General features: G+C 68.6%; 16 protein-coding genes. 9 read left to right on the top strand and 7 right to left on the bottom strand.

Annotated features, from left to right (window positions below):
* Window positions 1-24 precede the first annotated feature (24 nt).
* Entirely contained in the window at window positions 25-3,516 is a 3,492-nt protein-coding gene (locus tag ACGFNP_RS51795; protein WP_393330997.1) for a hypothetical protein, read from the top strand.
* Between the two features lie 13 nt (window positions 3,517-3,529).
* Here ACGFNP_RS51795 and ACGFNP_RS51790 read toward each other — a convergent pair whose 3' ends face one another.
* Window positions 3,530-5,617, bottom strand: coding sequence for a beta-galactosidase (locus ACGFNP_RS51790; protein WP_393330994.1), 2,088 nt, complete (start codon window positions 5,615-5,617; stop codon window positions 3,530-3,532).
* A gap of 45 nt (window positions 5,618-5,662) precedes the next feature.
* Entirely contained in the window at window positions 5,663-6,652 is a 990-nt protein-coding gene (locus ACGFNP_RS51785) for a LacI family DNA-binding transcriptional regulator (protein WP_358319558.1), read from the bottom strand.
* Window positions 6,653-7,046: 394 nt separating this feature from the next.
* On the opposite strand from ACGFNP_RS51785, the gene ACGFNP_RS51780 reads away from it, so the two are divergent.
* Genes ACGFNP_RS51780 through ACGFNP_RS51770 form a run of 3 tightly spaced genes read left to right on the top strand, consistent with a single transcriptional unit; the run spans window position 7,047 to window position 10,254 of the window.
* On the top strand, window positions 7,047-7,958 hold the full coding sequence (locus ACGFNP_RS51780) for a sugar ABC transporter permease (protein ID WP_358319561.1): 912 nt from the start codon (window positions 7,047-7,049) through the stop codon (window positions 7,956-7,958).
* Window positions 7,955-8,848, top strand: a complete 894-nt coding sequence (locus tag ACGFNP_RS51775; RefSeq protein ID WP_358319564.1) for a carbohydrate ABC transporter permease — start codon at window positions 7,955-7,957, stop codon at window positions 8,846-8,848. Before ACGFNP_RS51780 ends, ACGFNP_RS51775 begins: the two co-directional genes overlap by 4 nt.
* Before the next feature lie 32 nt (window positions 8,849-8,880).
* Complete coding sequence (locus ACGFNP_RS51770) at window positions 8,881-10,254, top strand: extracellular solute-binding protein (protein ID WP_358319567.1); 1,374 nt, start codon at window positions 8,881-8,883, stop codon at window positions 10,252-10,254.
* Window positions 10,255-10,318: 64 nt separating this feature from the next.
* Here ACGFNP_RS51770 and ACGFNP_RS51765 read toward each other — a convergent pair whose 3' ends face one another.
* Window positions 10,319-10,522, bottom strand: coding sequence for a DUF397 domain-containing protein (locus tag ACGFNP_RS51765; RefSeq protein ID WP_358319570.1), 204 nt, complete (start codon window positions 10,520-10,522; stop codon window positions 10,319-10,321).
* A complete protein-coding gene (locus ACGFNP_RS51760; protein ID WP_393330987.1) occupies window positions 10,519-11,358 on the bottom strand; it encodes a helix-turn-helix transcriptional regulator in 840 nt (279 codons plus the stop codon). Before ACGFNP_RS51760 ends, ACGFNP_RS51765 begins: the two co-directional genes overlap by 4 nt.
* 167 nt (window positions 11,359-11,525) lie before the next feature.
* Here ACGFNP_RS51760 and ACGFNP_RS51755 point away from each other — a divergent pair, with 167 nt between their 5' ends.
* The gene (locus tag ACGFNP_RS51755) at window positions 11,526-12,038 is read left to right on the top strand and encodes an ATP-binding protein (RefSeq protein ID WP_393330984.1); all 513 of its coding nucleotides are present in this window, start codon (window positions 11,526-11,528) and stop codon (window positions 12,036-12,038) included.
* A 490-nt stretch (window positions 12,039-12,528) separates the two neighbouring features.
* On the opposite strand, the gene ACGFNP_RS51750 is transcribed toward ACGFNP_RS51755, so the two are convergent.
* A complete protein-coding gene (locus ACGFNP_RS51750) occupies window positions 12,529-13,167 on the bottom strand; it encodes a TetR/AcrR family transcriptional regulator (RefSeq protein ID WP_393330981.1) in 639 nt (212 codons plus the stop codon).
* A 61-nt stretch (window positions 13,168-13,228) separates the two neighbouring features.
* On the opposite strand from ACGFNP_RS51750, the gene ACGFNP_RS51745 reads away from it, so the two are divergent.
* From ACGFNP_RS51745 to ACGFNP_RS51730, 4 genes are all read left to right on the top strand, one after another.
* Complete coding sequence (locus ACGFNP_RS51745; RefSeq protein WP_393330978.1) at window positions 13,229-13,897, top strand: class I SAM-dependent methyltransferase; 669 nt, start codon at window positions 13,229-13,231, stop codon at window positions 13,895-13,897.
* 225 nt (window positions 13,898-14,122) lie between these two features.
* The gene (locus ACGFNP_RS51740; RefSeq protein WP_358319581.1) at window positions 14,123-14,827 is read left to right on the top strand and encodes an alpha/beta hydrolase family protein; all 705 of its coding nucleotides are present in this window, start codon (window positions 14,123-14,125) and stop codon (window positions 14,825-14,827) included.
* Window positions 14,828-15,070: 243 nt separating this feature from the next.
* Complete coding sequence (locus ACGFNP_RS51735) at window positions 15,071-15,286, top strand: three-helix bundle dimerization domain-containing protein (protein WP_393330975.1); 216 nt, start codon at window positions 15,071-15,073, stop codon at window positions 15,284-15,286.
* A gap of 172 nt (window positions 15,287-15,458) precedes the next feature.
* Window positions 15,459-16,478: a hypothetical protein gene (locus ACGFNP_RS51730; protein WP_393330972.1), complete on the top strand. Its 1,020-nt coding sequence runs from the start codon at window positions 15,459-15,461 to the stop codon at window positions 16,476-16,478.
* An 18-nt stretch (window positions 16,479-16,496) separates the two neighbouring features.
* Here the strand turns inward: ACGFNP_RS51730 and ACGFNP_RS51725 are convergent, their stop codons facing one another.
* Complete coding sequence (locus ACGFNP_RS51725; RefSeq protein ID WP_393330969.1) at window positions 16,497-17,879, bottom strand: MFS transporter; 1,383 nt, start codon at window positions 17,877-17,879, stop codon at window positions 16,497-16,499.
* Window positions 17,880-18,077: 198 nt separating this feature from the next.
* On the bottom strand, window positions 18,078-18,995 hold the full coding sequence (locus ACGFNP_RS51720; RefSeq protein WP_358319587.1) for a LysR family transcriptional regulator: 918 nt from the start codon (window positions 18,993-18,995) through the stop codon (window positions 18,078-18,080).
* Between the last annotated feature and the right edge of the window lie 284 nt (window positions 18,996-19,279).

The raw sequence follows: 19,279 nt of genomic DNA, 5'->3' as shown, positions 1-19,279 counted from the left end.
CCTCCGCCCAGGCCGTTGAGGCCCATGGAGCCGGCCGAGGAGCCGGTCTCCGACATCTCCGCCGCCGCTTTGCTGGCGCGTCTCGAACCTCTGCCGTACCCACGGCGCATGCGGGCGCTGGCACTCCACGCCCGCCGCCTGGCCGGCACCTCTCAACTGCGCATTCTCCTGGACGAGCTGTCCGCGCAGGACCAGTACGCCCGGCGCACGGCACTGCACGTGGCCATGGCGGCCCGTGATCTCGATTTCATCCAGGAGGTTCTCGCCGGACCCGACATGGGGCTGCGACGCGCGGCCCTGCGCGCGGTGCGTACCCTTCCCGTGCCGGATCCGACGGTGGCCGCCGCGCTTCAGGACGCGCCCACCGAGCTGCGGCTCGCGCTGTACCGAACGCTGGCGCAGAGCCGCCGGCAGGTGCTGGCCGAGTCCCTGCTGCCGGACGTCCATGCCCGGTGGGGGGACCGGGAGGCCGCCGCGCTGCTGCCGGCCTGCGGCGTCAGGATCGTCGCGCGATGGCTGCCCGAGCTCGCCCACGCGGTGACGTCCTGGACGGCATTGGCCAAACGGCACGCGGGGGCGATCATGTCGGTGGCCGAGGAGGAGCTGTCCACGGGCGTTCCCGCGTGGACTTGGTGGCGCCGCCGCGGCGGGGGCGTGGAACTCGCCTCGCTCGCCGCGCCGGCACGTCTGCTGGCCCTGCTGGAACGGCACGACCTGCGCCACAACCTCCTCAGGTTTCCCGGTACGGTCCTGAACGCGCTGTTCAGGGCTGACTCCGCACGTACCAGGAGGTTGCTCGTCGACGCCTCGACGACCAGCTGGGCAGGCCCGCCGAAAGCGCTGCTTCGCCACCTGCGGTCAGGCTCGGACGCGGAGATCCTGCGCCTCGCCTCGGCCGATGACGGGCTCGGGCTCGGGCTGGTGCTGCGGTGGCTGCCGCCTGCCCGCCGGGCCGCGATCTTCGAGGCCGCCGCCGAGCAGAGAGGCGGTTCCACCGGGTTGTGGGCGATGCGGCTGCTCAGATGGCTGCCTGCCGAGTCGGCAGGGGCCGAGGCCAGGCGCATGCTCGCCTGGCACGACTCGGTGTGGCATTCGGCCCGCTCCCGCCTGGATGATCCGGACATCCCGTTGAAGCTCACCTCCTACCTGCCGTACGAGGAGGCCGTCGGCCCGCTACGCGAGGCCGCCGTAGGTGGGGACCCGCGGCGGCGCGGGCTGGCCAGGACGCTGCTGGTGCGGTGCACGGCCCGCACCCGGGACCGGGCGGCGCTCCATGGGCTGCTGGCCGACCTGGCCCTGCGCACCGTCAACGAACAGGACCCGCTCCGCCGGGACCTGCTGACCGCTCTGGGGGACATCTCGCCGGTGCTGTTCGACGACTCCTGCGCCGAGACGCTGGACCGCATCGCCACGGATGCGGTCGATGCCCCGGATTCCTCTCCCGCCACGCAGGAAGCGCTCCGGAACCTGGCCGGACGGATCCTGCGGCACCATGACCCGGCCATCGCACCCGCGCTGACCGCGTGGGCGCTGGGCGCGTACGGAAAGCTGGTGGCCCGGCATGGCGCGGATGGGCTGCCCTCGCGGACGTTGCAGTCCTCTCCCGCCTACCACCGTCGTTACGCCCCCGACGCGCCCGTTGAGCCGCACCGTCTGGACCGGGTGCTGCGCGCCGGTCAGGAGCACGACCTGCTCGCGGTGCTGCGCCCGCACCTTCGCGCCGCGCGTGAGCGGGCGGATTTCACCCTGGCCGTGGCCCTCGCGCACGCGCTCGGCCGCCGCTCGTGGGCGTTGGCCGAGCTCCAGGACGACCTGCGCGCCGCCATCCGCACGGCGCCCGAGCCACTCGCCCGCGAGGCCGCCGACCTCTGGCTGACCCGCCCGCACAACCGCCGCCCGGCGAATGCGGCAGCCGAGCGGGCGGAGCAGGTTGAGCGGACGGAGCGGGTCGTCGAGCTCGTGCGCGAGGATCCGTCCGCCGTCACGCTGCCCGCCGTCTGGCGTACGGTGGCCCGCCACCGCACCGACCTCCTCCTGCCGCTGCTGGACGGCAACCACGGCGGCCGGTTCGCCGACCTCGCCTGGGTGCCGCCGATCGGCGGCGGCGACGCCGGCCGATGGACCCCCGACCAGCGCGACCGGATACACGCCAGGCTCGCCGCCACCGTCCAGGACGAGCAGCTGGCCATCGCCACCCGAGTAGCCGCCATCCAGGCGACCGGACGAATCAGCGACGGGCTGGACCTCCTGACCGCCTGGGCGAACCGGGAGGAGACGGTGCTGGCCGAAGCCGCCATCGCCGCCATGGCGAAGGCCGGTATGCCTGGCCAGGCGGTGGCCGTGCTCCTGGACCAGGCCGGCGGCCAGGCCTCTCGTGTCGCGGTGGCGGCGCTGGCCCGACGCTGCCGGGCGGTCTCCCCGTCCCAGCTCGGCCCGCTCCTGGAGCAAGCGCTGACCGCTCCCGGCAGCAAGGTGACCCTGCGTAAGCTGGCCGCTCGCCAGTTGGGCCACAACCGCCCGCCGGGCGCGGTGGACGTGCTGCTGCGGGCGTGGGCGGACCCCGGGCTGCACCAGGACGTACGGGTGGCCGTGGCCTCGGTGCTGCGCGGAATGCCCGAGGACCCGCGGACCCTGGACGCGCTCGGGGAGGCCGTCGGCCGGCACACCGACGAGCTGATGCTGCGCACGCTGTTTCAGGCCCACCCGACGGAGTACGCCCCCGGCGTCCGTCCTCGGTACGCGGACCTGGTACGGCGGCTGCTCATGGCCGCCGACCTGCCCGGGGTGCGCTTCCGAGGGTCGAAGGCGTTCGGCTTGTGGGCGCCCTGGTACCGCGGCGGCTTCGAAGAGATCATCGAGGCCGCGGCTGACCCAGGGACGAACGAACAGGTCATGGAGGTGTTCCTGGCGCTGCTGCGGACCGGGGCGATCCGGTTCCAGACGCTCGACGTCCTCGCCCGGCTGGCTGCCGCCGTACCCGGCGAGGACTTTCGGACGCCGGCGCGGGGGCGGGTGGCGGCCATCACCGCGAGCCTGGCCGTGATGCAGGACGAGGCGGAGCCATGGCAGCGGCGGCTCGCCCGTGACGCGATGGGCGTGCTCGCCGTTCAACCGCTCCTGCTGCCTCATGTGGTCCGGCTCGCCGTGGCCCTGCTCCCGACGGACACGGACGGAGATGGCGAGCCTGCGGGGTTCGGCGACGCCTTGTGCGCGCTGGCCGATCTGCTCCGGGACCGGCCGGTTCTCGCGGCCCGGACGGCCTACGGGGAGATCTCGGAGCTGTTCAGCGACTACCGCAGACGGCAGGCGATGCCGATCTCGGCCGCGCTGCCCTCGGCTCGGCGGTTGGCGGACCGGGGTGACCTGGCCGGGGCCTTGTTCGCCCTCTCTCTCACCCAGGCCGGCGGGAGACGCACCGACTGGGCGCCCCCGTGGCGGGAAATCCTCCGTGACCTACGCGACTCGCCGCACCTGGAGGTGCGCCAGCAAGCCTGGGACACCTCCGTCATCGACTGATCGTGGGACTGTTCTAGCCGGCGGCGCGGAGCACCGCGACGCCGAAGGGGGGCAGGATGACGGTTCCGACGGTCTCGTCCGTCGGGTCGAGGGCGTCGGCCCACTCGCCCGTGAGGGTGATGTCGTGTTTGTCGCCGGTGTGGTTCAGCAGGATCAAGAAGCGGCGGCCGTCTCCGGTGCGGACGCTCGCCTGGGTCCCGGAAGGCAGGCTCTCGACGACGGGGGTCACTCCCGCCTCGGCGAGCGCGAGGCCGAGGATCGCCCGCATGCTGGGCGGGTCGAGGCGGGTCGAGAGGTAGCGGGCCGTCCCCTCGCCGAACTCGTGCCTGGTCACGGCCGGGCGTCCGGCCCAGTCGTGGGCGTCGAAGGTGACCTCGGCCTCGGCGCCGACGAGTCGCAGGTCCTCTCGCCACAGGTCGGCGACCCCTTCGAGGTGCGAAAGCGCCCCGCGGCCACGGACCGGGAAGCTCTCGTGCTCCGACGCCGGGCAGAACTCCTCCACCCGCACCCCGAGCACCTCGCGGAGCGGCGCGGGATAGCCGCCCAGGTGGACTCGGTCGTGCTCGTCCACGATCCCGCTGAAGAAGGAGACGACGAGCGCGCCGCCGCCGGAGACGTACGCCGAGACGCGCCGCGCGTCCTCGCTCGACAGAAGGTACAGGTTCGGTACGACCACGAGGGCGTAGCCGGTCAGTTCGGCTGAGGGCGGCACCACGTCCACGCCGACGCCCAGGTCGAACAGGGGACCGTAGTGGTCCAGCAGGCGGTCCTGCTGGCGCACCCCGTCCGAGGGGTGGGAGTCGAGTTCGAGCGCCCACCAACTGTTCCAGTCGAGCAGGATCGCCACCTGGTTATGGACCCGGGTGCCGGCCAGGTCGGGCACCGAGGCGAGTTCCCTGCCGAGCGCCACGATCTCGCGGAAGACCCGGCTGTCGGCCCCCGCGTGCGGCACCATGCCCGAGTGGAACTTCTCGGCGCCGCCTCGTGACTGCCGCCACTGGAAGTACAGGATCGCGTCGGCGCCGTGCGCGACCGCCTGCCAGCTCCACAGCCGCATCTGGCCGGGCTGCTTGATCGGGTTCCTGGATCGCCAGTTCACCGCGCTCGGCGCCTGTTCCATCAGGATCCAGGGATCGCCGCCCTTGGCGCCGCGCATCGTGTCGTACACCAGGCCGGGGGCGAGATACGGCTGCTCGTCCTGGGGGTCGGGGTAGGAGTCGACCGCGGCGATGTCCAGCCTCGGCGCCCAGTCGAAGACGTCCACGGCCTTCAGGCCGCCCAGGAAGTTCGTGGTGACGGGCACCTCGGGGGTGACCCGCCGCAGAATGCCGGCCTCCAGGTCGAAGCAGTCGCGCAGCGCCTCGTTGCTGAAGCGCAGGTAGTCGAGCTGCTGGGCCGGGTTGGGGTACGTCGGAGCCGTGCGGGGCGGCCGGATGTGGTCGAAGGAGGCGTAGCGCTGCGACCAGAAGTCCGTCGACCAGGCGTCGTTCAGCGCCTCGACGTCGTCGGCGTACCGCTCCCGCAGCCAGCGGCGGAAATCGTCCGCCGACACCTCGCAGTAGCAGGCCCCGATGTGGCAGCCGTACTCGTTGCCGACGTGCCACAGCCCGAGGGCCGGATGGTCGCGGTAGTGCGTGGCCAGCCGCTCCACCAGCAGCGCGGCCCGTTCCCGGTAGACCGGGCTGGACGGGCAGAAGTGCTGCCGCCCGCCGGGACCCAGTACGGTCCCGTCCGCGGTGACCGGCAGGATCTCCGGGTGCTCGTGGACCAGCCACGGCGGCGGTGACGCCGTCATGGTGGCGAGGTCGGCGGTGATGCCGTGCGCGTGCAGGTCATCAAGAACCTGGTCGAAGAACGAGAAGTCGTACGCTCCGCGCGCGGGCTCCACACGCGCCCAGGCGAACACCCCGACGGTCATCAGGTTCACCCGGGCTTCGGCCATGAGCCGCAGGTCTTCAGCCCTGGTCTCGGCCGGCCACTGCTCCGGGTTGTAGTCACCGCCGAACGCCACGCCGCCGAGCCGGCGCCAGAACCGGTCGCCCGGTGACGGGGCGCCGGCGGTCCCGGAGACCGGCATGACATCGCGAGGTACGGCGTTCATTGTCGGCGCGGCGGCCTCGGCTGGCGAGGGCGCCGCTCCTCCCTTCTATGGGTGTAGTGCGGGGGCTCCGGTGCTCTCCCTGACGATCAGCTCAGGGGTGATGAACGCGGTGGCGGAAGGGGCCGCCCCGGTCTCGATCTGGCCGATCATGAGCGAGACGATCCGCTCCGCCACCACGTCGAAGTCCTGGCGGACGGTGGTGAGCGGCGGGGAGAGGTACGCCGACTCGTCGATGTCGTCGAAGCCGGCGATGCTGATGTCCTCGGGGATGCGCCGTCCCGTCTTGATCATCGCGCGCATCACCCCGAGTGCCATCTGGTCGTTGGCGGCGAAGACGGCCGTCACGCCGGGCCGCTCGGCCAGGACACGGCCCGCCGCGTACCCGCTGGCCGCGCTCCAGTCACCGAACAGGACCTGGGGAACCGCGGCTTTCGCCTCCTTGAGCGTGGCGTGCCAGGCCTCGGCCCGGCGCCGCGCGGCATAGGAGTCCTCGGGCCCGGCGACGTGCCAGACCGTTTCGTGGCCGAGGTCGAGCAGGTGCCGGGTGACGAGCCTGGCGCCGAGGGCCTGGTCGGTGTCGACCATGGCATGGCGGTGGCTGGCGTCGCCGTCGGCCATCACGACCGGCACGCCCGGCGGCAGCCGGAGCGCCGGCGTGTCGAGGATCTGCGCCTCGATGAGCACGATGCCGTCGACCGCCTGCAGCGTGAGCTGGTCGAACGCCTCGTGCACGGCCTGCTCGGTCTGCGACTCGATGGCGACCATGTTCACGGTGTAACCGGCCCGCTGCGCCACCCTCGTGATGGCGTCGACGGTGCGGGCGTTGCCGAAGTTGCCGAGCCCGAAGCTGATCAGGCCCAAGGTGCGGAACTGCCCGGTGACCAGGGCGCGCGCGGCCGTGTTGGGCCGGTATCCGAGGACCCGCATGGCCGACAGGACCCGCTGACGGGTCTCTTCCTCGACGTTGCTGCGGTTGTTGGCCACCCGGGAGACCGTCTGACTGGAGACCCCGGCCATCGCGGCGACATCCGCCATGGACGGCCGCCTGCGCGGGCGCCGCCCTGACGCCGATTCCTGGGTCGCCCCGTCCACTGTCACCTCTGGTCGTCCGATCGGCCCGCTGCCCGTGCAAACTCTCGCATGATGTTTACGTGAACACGACCCATCCGTCAATGGCACCCGCCCTTGGCGACCACAGCGCCTAAACATGGATAAATCAGGCAGCGTTGTTAACTTTGGGTTACCTATTGACACGTCTCGCGGCCCGTTCCAGACTACGGAACGTCCCCATCATGTTTACGTAAACACGCAATCCCCCGCATCTCCCGGCCCCGAGCGGAACACGGCAGCGCAGGACGGAGTGCGGCTCCAAGGAGGGTTCAGTGCCAGTCTTCGTGGCAGCGCGAACATCGCGCGGCAGGAGCAGGAGATGACCGCGCCCGCCGTACGCGCGGGTCTCCCCCGGCCCTTCCTGCGCCTGCGTGTCGCCGGCTACGCCTTCTTCCTGCCGTTCTTCGTGGTCTTCCTGGTCACGGTGGTCGCGCCGCTGGCGTACGCGATCTACCTCAGCTTCTTCCAGGACCGCATGATCGGTGGCACGGTCTTCTCCGGCCTGGCCAACTACACCCGCGCCATCGGCGACGCGCTGTTCGGCGCCGGCCTGCTGCGCGTCGCGCTCTTCCTGGTGGTGCAGGTGCCCATCATGCTGCTCATCGCCCTGGGCTGCGCGCTGGCGATCGACAGCGGCAGGCTGCGCTGGCCGTCGCTGTTCCGCATCACGATCTTCATGCCGTACGCGGTGCCGGCCGTGGTGTCGGCCCTCATGTGGGGTTACATCTACGGCGACCAGTTCGGCCTGGTGGGGCAGATCGGCGACGCCCTCGGTGTCGCCGTACCCAACCTGATGTCGCGCTCCTGGATGCTCGGCTCCATCGGCAACATGGTGACCTGGGAGTTCGTCGGCTACAACATGATCATCCTGTACGCCGCGCTGCGCGCCATACCGGAAGAGCTCTACGAGGCCGCCGAGATGGACGGAGCGGGAGCCATCCGCATCGCCTGGAGCGTCAAGTTGCCCGCGCTGCGCCCCGCGCTGCTCGTGGCGACGATCTTCTCGATCATCGGCAGCTTCCAGCTCTTCAACGAGCCGAACATCCTCCAGAAGCTCGCACCCGCGGTGGTCACGACGAGCTACACGCCCAACATGTACGCCTACAGCCTCGCGTTCAACGGACAGCAGATCAACTACTCGGCGACCGTCGCCGTGGTGCTCGGCCTGGTCACCGTCGTCGTGGCGTACGCGGTGCAGATCCTCACGGCGAGAAGGGAGAACACCCTGTGACGGCCGTAGCCGCCGCGCACCGATCCTCCAAGGCGAAGCGCCGGAGGAAGAGCCCCACCCTCACCGTGATCATGCTGGTGATGTTCGGGTACGCGGTGTTGCCGCTGTTCTGGCTGCTGGCCAATGCCAGCAAGAGCGGCGGGGACCTGTTCTCGACCTTCGGACTCTGGTTCGGCGGGGACTTCCACCTGTTCGCCAACATCGGCGAGACCCTGAGCTACAACAACGGCATCTTCGTGCGCTGGTTCGGCAACACCGTGCTCTACTCCGTGGTGGGCGCGGGCGGGGCCGCCCTGCTGGCCACCATCGGCGGGTACGCCCTGGCGAAGTACGACTTCCCGGGCCGCAAGCTGCTGTTCGCGGTGGTGCTCGGCGGGATCTCCATCCCGGGGACGGCCCTCGCGGTGCCGACGTACCTGCTGTTCAGCCAGATCGGGATCGTCGACACCCCCTGGGCGGTGCTCATCCCATCGCTGTGCAGCCCGTTCGGGCTCTATCTGATGCGGGTCTACGCGGCCGACGCGGTGCCCGACTCGATCCTGGAGTCGGCCCGCATCGACGGAGCGAGCGAGTTCAAGATCTTCCGTACCATCGCCCTGCGGCTGCTCGCCCCGGGATTCGTCACGGTCCTGCTCTTCGCGCTGGTCGCGACGTGGAACAACTACTTCCTGCCGCTGATCGTGCTGAACACGCCGGACTGGTTCCCGCTCACCGTCGGACTCAACCAGTGGAACGCCCAGGCCAACAGCGGCACCTCCGGCGCCGGTGACGCCACCTATTCCTTCATCCTGACCGGCAGTCTGCTGTCGATCGTGCCGTTGATCATCGCCTTCCTGGCGCTCCAGCGGTTCTGGCAGTCGGGCCTCGCCACCGGAAGCGTCAAGCAGTAACTCTCCAATCTCCCTGTGAATGAGGAAATGTCATGAGAACACGTCCATCGCGGCGCGGTGTCGTAGCCACCGGGGTCGCCGCGGCCCTGTCCTTGGCCCTGGCCGCGTGCGGCGGCGGCACCGGTGGAGGCGCCACAGCCGCCCCGTCCGCCGCCCCGAGCGCGTCGGCGGCCGTCCAGGACGCGCTGAGCAAGCCGGCCGAGCTGACGTTCTGGACGTGGGTCACGGGGATCGAGAAGACCGTCGCCCGCTTCCAGGCGAAATATCCGAACATCAAGGTCAACGTGGTGAACGCGGGTCAGTCCGCGGACCAGTACACCAAGCTGCAGACCGCGATCAAGGCCGGCTCCGGCGCGCCCGACGTGGCACAGATCGAATACTTCGCGCTGCCCCAGTTCGCGCTCGCCAAGCAGGTTGTCAACCTCGCCGACCATGGCGCCGCCGCGCTCAAGGACAAGTTCGCCCCCGCGGCATGGGGCCAGGTGGCGATCAACGGCGGTGTTTATGGCATCCCGCAGGACACCGGCCCCATGGCGATGTTCTACCGGAAGGACATCTTCGACAAGCTGAAGATCAAGCCGCCGACGACGTGGGCGGAGTTCACCGAGGCAGCCAAGAAGATCAAGGCCGACAACCCGGACAACTTCCTCACCTCCATCGACCCCGGCGACGCCGGCGGTGTGGACAGCCTGATCTGGCAGGCGGGTGGCGCGCCGTTCAAGACCTCGGGCGAGAGCTCGGTCAGCGTCACGCTCGCCTCCGACCCAGGCGTCAAGCAGTGGGTCGGCACCTGGAGCACCCTGCTCAGCGAGAAGCTGGTGGACCCGCAGCCCGGCTGGACGGACGAGTGGTGGAAGGGCATGGGCTCCGGCAAGTACGCGGCCTGGCTGACCGGCGCCTGGGCCCCGAACGGCATCATCAACTCCATTCCCAAGACGAAGGGCAAGTGGGCGGTCGCCCCGATGCCCCAGTACGACGCGGCCAAGCCGATGAACGCCGAGAACGGCGGCTCCTCGGTGGCGGTCATCCCGCAGAGCAAGAACATCCCGGCCGCCGTCGCCTTCGCGGAGTGGCTCAACTCCGACCCGGAGGCCGTCAAGTCGCTGAACACCGAGGCCGGACTGTTCCCCGCCACGAAGGCGCTGCTCGACGACCCGGCCTTCCGTGACGCACCGCAGGAGTTCTTCGGCGGACAGAAGATCAACCAGGTCCTGGGCGACGCCTCGGCCGCCGTCCGCCCCGACTGGCAGTACCTCCCCTTCCAGGTGTACGCCAACAGCATCTTCAAGGACACCGTGGGCCAGGCCGTCGACGGCGGCGGCGACCTGGCCGCGGCTCTCAAGACCTGGCAGGACCGGATCACGGCCTTCGGCACCGAGCAGGGATTCACCCTGAGCGGCGGCTGATTTTCACGACGACCGACGGCCCGGCGGGAGACACTCTCCCGCCGGGCCGTCTTCATGCGTGCGCCTACAGGTCGAACGCTCCGTCTTTCACGCCACCGGTGAACGCCTTCCATTCCGAATTGGTGAACACCAGGGCCGGCCCCTCAGGGTCTTTGCTGTCTCTCACCGCGATGCGTCCGGCAGACAGGGGAGCTACCTGCACACAGTTCCCTTGGCCGTCCGACAGAGGACTCTTCCGCCACACCGCGTCCTTGAGTTCCTCGCTCAAGTCCAGATCCACTCTTGGTCCAGCCTCTCTTCGATCAGCGCCATCGAGTCTGCCCGGGACAGCGCATCTGCCCTGATCGTCTGAAACCAGAACTTCAGCCTCTCCACAGGCTCAATCGAATCCACCATGCGGCCCCCGTCTGGGGAATCGATGTAGGCGGCTTCGTCGCCGTCTCCAGCCGTCCGAGCGATCACGAACCCCGCCACCAGGCCACTCGTTGACATAGCGCGTAGGGGGACGATCTGAATCACTATATTCCGACTTCTACCCATTTTAAGGAGGTGTTGAAGCTGGCTCCGGGTGATTTCTTCACTCCCTACCGGGCGGAGCAATGCGCACTGATCGAGGATGGCATACAGGTACGGAGGGTTGTCGCGGTGCATGACGACTTGTCGTTGCATCCGTGCCTCTACGGTTTCCTCCGCCTGCTCAGGAGTCACCCCGGGAACACCTCGGCAGACTGCTTCCGCGTACTCCCGCGTTTGAAGCAGGCCAGGGACGATCAGCCCTTCATAGGCGCACAGTTCTGTGGCGCGCTTCTCCCTGTCCAGCCACGGCAGGAAGTTCCGAAACGTCAGGTTGTTGCGAGACCTTCGGGGTAGATGCTGCACAAGATCACCCGACGAGAGCCCCAGGACTTCCTCGCAAAGGCGCGCCCTGTCTTCGCCCATGCTCCGTTCGGCTCGCTCAATGTTACCGATCTGCTGACCCGTGACAGCGATCCTCGCCCCTAGCTGGGCTAGCGTCAATCCAGCCGCTTTGCGCCTTTCACGCAATTCATAGCCAAATCGGGCCTCAGGGCTCGTTTCTGGATCTAGCTTCACCTCAATTCCCATGTCCCGCCCTCTCCTTTCTTGCCACTGCAGTGAAACTCTGTGGACCAGAAACTGTGTCACTACAGACTTGGCCGGTCTCTCAGAAAATTACCGGCCCGCTGCCATTCTGGCTAGTGAATCACCACAGCCTTTCTTTGCGGTGACACAGACAAAGTTGGTGAAAAGTCATGCCAGCGGCGCTCCAATCTCCAGCCCATTTCCACACCTTCACGATGAAAGACCTCGATCCCCGCGTGATCCCCGCGAGAGCAAGGGCCACCATCACGTCATGGGTTGGAACCGACCACCCCCAGGCGTTCGACCTGCAAACACTCGCGACGGAGTTGGTTACCAACGCCATCCGGTACGGTCTCGGGACCATGCCCGCGGCGCGTTGGGTGCGCATGAGGCTGGAGCGTGAGGCAAGCTTCCTCCGCCTGGCCGTGATCGATCCTGGACACGCGAACACCTTTCCCCACCTGCGCGAGCCCGTGAACGATCCCCGCCCCGACGATGAGGATGCGGCGATCGAGGGCGGCCGTGGGCTGCACGTCGTACAGAACATCACCAACGGCTGTTGGGGCCACTACTACAACATCCAAAACGAGCGGGTCGTCTGGGCTCTGGTCCCCATCGCTAGACCTCCCCACGGCTGGTACGACGGTGCCTCTGCCTGCCGTGGGGTGCAAGCCTCCCCGTAGGCCCTGGAGAGGAAAGGCCCCCAGCCCGGACACAGGCTGCCTCCTCGTTGCCGCATTCGACGGGTCGTCGCCACACCGTCAGTTCTCCCGTCAGAGAGTGCAGGATCTCCAGCTGTACCTGCCAGAGGACGTCGGGTACAGCTACAAACTGAGAAGCACTATCGGCGATGAGACGTCCTCATGGCATGCGTCGACGGTCTACCGCCGGACCTCTGAGGGCTGGCGCGTTGTCCTCCTCCACCAGACACCCATGTAGGGCGTGGCGTGCCGTGGTGGCGTTCGCGCCGCCGCCTCCACTGTGCGGCCATACCAACCAGACGCCAAATACCGCCGGGTAAGTCACGCCATCCACCGGCAGACGCCGGGTGATCTAGCTAGCGCTCTGGTTGGGGTGGGGGCTGCTGGGATGGCTCCGGCCGGTGCAGAAGGGCCGGCCAGGTGGTTGGCCACCCGCATTGCGGGCTGGAGGACGATCGTGGCGTCCGTCCGCTTAGCCGGGGTCGGCGCAGAGTTGGGAGGTCAAGGTGGTGCGGGCCCACTCTTCCCATGCGTCCGGTGACCAGCCGCGGTCGCGGACGAAGATCAGGTAGAGCTCTGGGCTGAGCAGGCCGAACATCAGGTCCGCCGCCATCTCGATGGAGAGGCCGGGACGGGTGTCAGGCTTGCCGGCCAGGGCTTCGGCCGCTGCGTACTGCACGGTGTAACGCGGGTCGGGGCCGTCCGGCCATTGCGCGGCGATCTCAGGGTCGGTGGCCGCGGCAGTCGCGATCAGCGGCATGATCGGGGCGACCCGGCCCAGGATCTCGCGGGTGCCGTGGACGTGCGCGCGCAATTGCCCGGCTGCGGTGGACTCGGCGCACGCGGTGCGAAACCACTCACGATCCATGGTGGCGACCGGCTCGGTGTCCCCGGCGATGGACGTGTCGACGACGTCCTTGAACAGCGTGCGCTTGTTGCGGAAGACGAAGTAGACCGTCTGGACGGCCACGCCCGCCCGGTCCGCGACCTCCTGCAGGCTCGTCGCCCCGTAACCCTGCGCGACGAACAGCTCGCGAGCCGCCTCGACGACCTTTTCACGGGTGCGGCGTGAGCGCTCGGCTCGCTTGTCCGGCCGCTTGACGTTGTCCATATTGCGAGTATATCTCTAGAGTATGTCACTAGAGTTCAACTCTAGATTCTTGGAGGAGACGATGGACCAGCCCAGCGCCACCCAGAAGCCGGAACCGGACCTGGCCTCAACTCAGCGAGACCCGGAGGAGGAGTCCGTCCACCGCGCACTGGAGGGCTACTACCGCACCGGCAAGCCACCGTGGGACACCGGCGTGACGCCGCCCGAGCTGGTCGCCCTGGTAGAGGGGCACGGCGCGTTGCCGCCCGGCCGCGCCCTCGAACTCGGCTGCGGCACGGGGACCAACGCCATCTACCTCGCACGGCACGGCTGGGAGGTGGCGGCCGTCGACCTGATCGACCGCGCTGTCGACCAGGCCAGGGAGAAGGCTGCGGCGGCGGGAGTGCCGGTACGGCTGCTGCACGGAGACGCCACCCGCCTCGACGAGCTGGACGTACCGGGCTCCTTCGACCTGTTCTTCGACCTGAGCTGCTACTGCGGGGTCCCGCTGCACCGCCGCGACGCCTACGCCGCCGGGCTCACCCACCGCGCCGCTCCCGGAGCACGGTTACTGATGTTCGGGTACGGCCCCGAGCCGCTCGGCAATCCGATCCCCGAGGTCACGTCGTGGGCGGCGGGCGTCACAGCCGACGAGCTCCGCGCCAGGTTCCCCGGCTGGGAACTACTCGACGTCACACCGGGCACCAACTCGGTGCCGACCTTCTGGTTCATGCTGCGCCGCGACGCCTAGCAATCTCCGGGTCGCGCGGCCTATATGTGACGTCACACCGGCGATCCGGCAAGGTTGGCGGCGAACGGGCATCAGTTGGCATCCTGTCGGTAGCAAGCCACACCATGACCTGGTGACATTGCCTCCATGCGGAGTGGTCCTCAGTCGCGCAGGGCGCCCGGCCGAACGCCGCGGCATCGAGGCAGCGTGCCTCGATGCCGCGGCTTGGGAGAGAAGGAGAAACGCATGGCGACGTTCGTCCTCGTGCCCGGTGGTTGGCACGGCTCCTGGTCGTTTGAGGCGGTGGTTCCGCTGCTGGAGCGTGCCGGTCATGCTGTTCACGCCCTGACCCTGACCGGTCTGCGGCCAGACGACGACAACGCGACCGTCGCGACCGCCAACCTCGACACGCACGCCGACGACGTGTTGCGGCTCCTCGATCGCGCCCACATCACCAGCGCGACGCTGGTCGGCCACAGCTACGGCGGGATGGTGATCGCCGCAGCCGCCGATCGTGCTGACGGCCGGATCTCACGACTGGTGCATCTCGACGCCTACGTACCGCGCGATGGCGAGTCGTGCTGGTCGTCAACGACCGAGCGCTACCGGAAAGCGTTCGCGGCCGGCGCTGCGACCACCGGCTACGCCGTCCGACCGCCGGACGGCGGCGATCCCCGCCGCCGTCCCCATCCCCTCGCCTCGTTCCTGCAGACGATCCGGCTCACAGGCACGCTCGCCCAGGTCCCCCGTCGGGAGTTCATCTACTGCTCGGGATGGGAGGACCGGACGCCGTTCGCCGAACTCCGCACCCGGCTCCAAGCCGATCCGGAGTGGCAGGTCCACGACCTCCCAACCGGCCATGACGCCATGCATGAGGCCCCGGAGGCGGTCGCTGCGCTACTGCTCGGCGAATGCGTAACACCAGTTAGGGCGACAAGTACGTCACTGTGATCATCGACTTTATGAACAAACTCTGACGCCCACGCTTCTTCTGCTAAATGGAAGGTGATTGAACTGTGAACATGCGATTCCGGAGCGCTTGGCGGTACTGTGTCGCCAATGTCTGCGGCTTTTAATAAGCGGCTGGCTCGGTTAACTACGCGGCCGAAACCCCTATAAGGTTGTGCGTGGCGCGCGGTCAGGCACGGCAGCTTTGCCGCGATATCTGACCAATCGTAGGTCGAGGAGACACTGGTGAGTGGCGATACCCACCGCGAAGACCAGGCGATACGCCGGGCGACCGATCGCCTGGTCCAGGTCTTCGCCGGCACCCACTCCGCCGAACACGTCAAGGACGTGATGGCAGCGGTCCATCGCCGCTTCGACGGCTATCCCGTCAGGGATTTCGTCCCCGTTCTGGTCGAACGCATCGTCCGCGGGGGAATTGGCAGCAGAGGCGGCGACCGCTGAAGCGGTATCAGAGGCCTCCGCAGACGTTCAGCCGGAGGCCTCAGCGAACCCGGCGCCGGACACTCCTGATTCACCAAGACGTCATTCTCCAGAAAGCAATCGTTTATCGCGAATCCGCAGCAAGGGATTTCTCTCGCTGATCCTGGGTGTCGCGGTCGCCGTGGTGGCCGCCGTGGTGGTCGTGAACATCAGCCAGAAAGAGACGCCGCCGCCTCCACTCACGACCGTACGCGGCGTGATCGGCTCCGAGAAGAAGGCGTTCTTCGAGGATCCACAGGTGCTGAAGGCCTTCGCCGCCAAGGGAGTGAAGGTCGAAGTCGAACCGGCCGGCTCCCGCCAGATCGCCACCTCGATCGACCTCGGACGCTATGACTTCGCCTTTCCGTCAAGCGCGCCGGCGGGCGAGTTGATCCAGCGCAAGCGTCATGTCAGCGCGAAATACACGCCGTTCTCCTCCCCGATGGTGATCGCGACGTTCAAGCCGATCGCGGCCCTGCTGACCAAGGCGGGCGTCGTGAAACAGGGTGCCGTCCTGACCTTCAACGTCGACCGCTACCTCGAGCTGCTCACCACAGACGTCAAGTGGAGCCAGCTCACGGGCAACACCGTCTATCCCGTCGACAAGAACATCCTGGTCTCCACGACGGACCCGCGCACCTCGAATTCCGCGGCCATGTACCTGGCGATCGCCAGCTATGTCGCGAACGGCGGCGCGATCGTGCACGGCGCCGCCGCCGAGAAGAGCGTGCTGCCCCTGATGACGCAACTTTTCACCAGCCAGGGCTACACCGACAACACCTCTGAGGGCCCGTTCGACGAATACCTCACGGTGGGCATGGGCCCGACACCGATGGTCTGGATCTACGAGGCGCAGTTCGTGGACGCCGCCGCGCGCGGGCGGATCAAGCCGGGGATGGTGCTGATTTACCCGTCACCGACCGTGCTGTCCAAGCACACCCTGGTGCCGCTCACCACGGCCGGTGACCGCGTCGGACGCCTGCTGAGCACCGACCCGGAGCTGCAGCGGCTCGCCGCCGAACACGGGTTCCGCTCGGGCGACGCCACCCAGTTCGCCAAGGTCGCCGCGGACCACCACGTGCCCGTCGCGAAAGACCTCATCGACGTGGTCGACATCCCGTCCTATGACACCCTTGAGCACCTGCTCAAGGGTGTCGGCAAAGCGTACGGTTAGCGAACCGCCTGATGGGAGTCAGGCGGCGATGTCGGTCAGGGAGCGGTCGCGGGTTCGGACGCCGAGGCGGATGATGGCGGCGGCGATGACGAGCAGGCCGACCATCACGAAGGACGCCGGTCGCGCGCCGAAGCTCGTGAGGATGGGGAGCACCACGAAGGGCGTGACGGCGCCGCCCAGGTGGCCGACACCGTCGGCGATGGCCGAGGCGGTGCCGCGGGCGCGGGTGGGGAAGACCTCGGCGGTGTAGGTGTAGGCCGGGGTGGCCATGAAGGCGATGCCGAACGAGCTGAACAGGGCCCCGGCGGTGGCGACCGCCTCGCCTAGGTCCAGGGTGATGAGCAGCAGGGACGCGGCGAACACCAGGGTGCCGATGACGATCATGGTGCGGCGTTCCATCCGCTCCACCAGCAGTACGGCCGCGAGGACGGAGATCAGCGGCATGACCCGGCCCAGCACGGTGACCAGGATCGCCTTGGAGGTCGAGATGCCGATGCCTTCGAGGATGAGCGGCAGGTAGCTGGCGTAGCCGTACATGGCCACGTAGAAGATGAACCAGAAGCCCAGCACGATGAGCATGCGGGCCAGGTACGGGGCCTTGAACAGGGCACGGGCGGACACCTCCCCCTCGGCGGGGGCACTCTCCTCATCGAGGAGGTCGTCGGTGAGGAGAGTGCCGCCAGGCGGCAGGCCCACGCGGGACTCCATCTGACGGACGATGTGGTCGGCCTCCTCCGCCCGGCCCATCGCGACCAGCCAGCGTGGCGACTCCACCAGGGCGTTCTTGTTGACCAGTGGCAGCACCAGCAGCACCAGGCCGCCGAAGCCCAGCAGGAAGCGCCAGCCGGTGGCGGAGGCCGCCAGCACCGGCAGCGAGGCGAACCCGATGACCAGGAGCAGCACGGTGCCGACCATGTACAGGCGCGACAGGTAGCCGCCGCGCTGGTTCTTCGGGGCGAGCTCCCCGATGTAGGCCGAGCACAGCGCGAGCACGGCGCCCATCCCGCAGCCGGTCAGGAACCGGAAGAACGTCAGCGACCACACGTCCCACGAGAACGCCGTCAGGAACCCGCCGACGCCGAGCGCGGCGATGGTCAGCGTCAGGCCCTTCTGCCGGCCGTACCGGTCGGCGACGCGCCCGAACAGGTAGGCGCCGATGCAGTAGCCGACGAGATTCCAGGTGACCGGGTACCCCAGCGCGGCCCCGGCCAGCCCGAACTCGTCGCGCATGGCCGGCAGGGTGATAGCGAGGACGGAGATGTCGTAGTTGGCGAAGAAGAAGCAGAGCATGAGGGCGAGCCAGGCCGCCCGGTTGAGCCCGACCTTGGGCATCGCGTCGATGCGGGCGTCCACGCCGCGGGCCGACACCGGCGCGGGCGGATCGAGGGGCATTTGAGACATCGCGGCCTCCTGGAATGGGACGAATGGAGCGTGGGCTGGAGGCGCTCTCTAGCGGCGGGGCTTGTGGCGGGGCTCACATAGAGGCGGTGCGACGAACGGTAGGCAGGTCACGGCGGCGGTGACCATCGCGGTTTGGCGCACGTGCACATGCGCCAAACCGCAACGTGCGCGGAATCGCGACGCGCCGAGCGGGGAGAGCTACAGGGTCAGGGCCTGTGCGGCCCACTCTTCGCGCATGGCCGCGACGAGGTCGCTCACCAAGGGTTCCCGCTCCACCCGGGAGCGCCGCCAAGCCACTCCGAGCAGGAACTCCATGTCCTCGCGGAGCGGGATCACCGCGAAGGCCGGGTCGTCGAAGACGCTGGCGCTGCCGCCGTTGCGCGGATCGATCGTCAGGGTGAGGCCGTGGCTGCGACGGACGTGGCTGGCCAGCATGACCGAGTCGTTGTCCGGCATCTGGTGGAACGAGGTGATGCCGGCGTCCTTCAGCCGCTGGTGCAGCCGGTTCATCGCCACCGGCTGAGGCGTGGGCGGTCCGACGGTCAACGTCCGATCCGCGAAGTCCTTCAACGTCAGCTCCGGAGCACCGGCCAGCGGGTCATCGGCCCGGATCACCACCGAGAACATGTACCGGGCGACCACCAAACTGTCCAGCTCAAGCCGGTCCAGCGGCAGGTGCACCAGGACCGCCTCCAGCTCACCCCGCTCCAGGGCGGGCAGCAGCTCGGCGGACGGCGCCATCGTCACGTCCACGGTGTGCGCGGGGAACCGCTGCTCGGCCACCGCCACGAACCGGTCCATCACCGCGGGCGGGCACAGATGCGTGCCGCCCACGCGAATCACCCGGCTCTCTGCGGCCGACGCCTGGTGAATGGCCTCCTTCAGGCCGTCCACCTGCTCCAGGATGCCGCGTACCCGCTCGACCAGGGCCGTGCCGCCGGAGGTCAGCTCGACCTGGTGGTAGCGGCGGACGAACAGCTCGGCTCCCAGCTCTCGCTCCAGGTCCTTCACGGCGCGGCTGACCGGCGACGGCGTCAGGTGCAGCCGCTCCGCGGCACGACCGAAATGCAGTTCCTCGGCGACGGCGAGGAAGCACCGCAGCTGCTGTACGTCCATGAGCGGGAGTCTGTGACGGACCGTCATCGCACGTCAACCCGCGCATCACGGTGGGGGCCCGGTAATCCGGCCGAAACGAGCGCCGTTCACACGTTGCCGATCGGGACGCGTGCCACGTTGCCGTTTCGGACGTTTTCAGACAGGAATCGTCGTGGCATTCTCCGTCATAAGACACCTGTCGGTAACAAATCCGGCGCGCTGGCCTGAGCCGCCGGTCCGGATCGCCTCCGAGGTCCGTGACAGGCCACGTCTGGCGTCATTTACGCACACTCTTCACACACTGG

Origin of the sequence: Nonomuraea sp. NPDC049269 (genome assembly GCF_043197155.1) — a bacterium.
GTDB lineage: Bacteria > Actinomycetota > Actinomycetes > Streptosporangiales > Streptosporangiaceae > Nonomuraea.
Note: the sequence above shows the minus strand (reverse complement) of the source record. Positions and strands in the feature narration are given on the sequence as shown.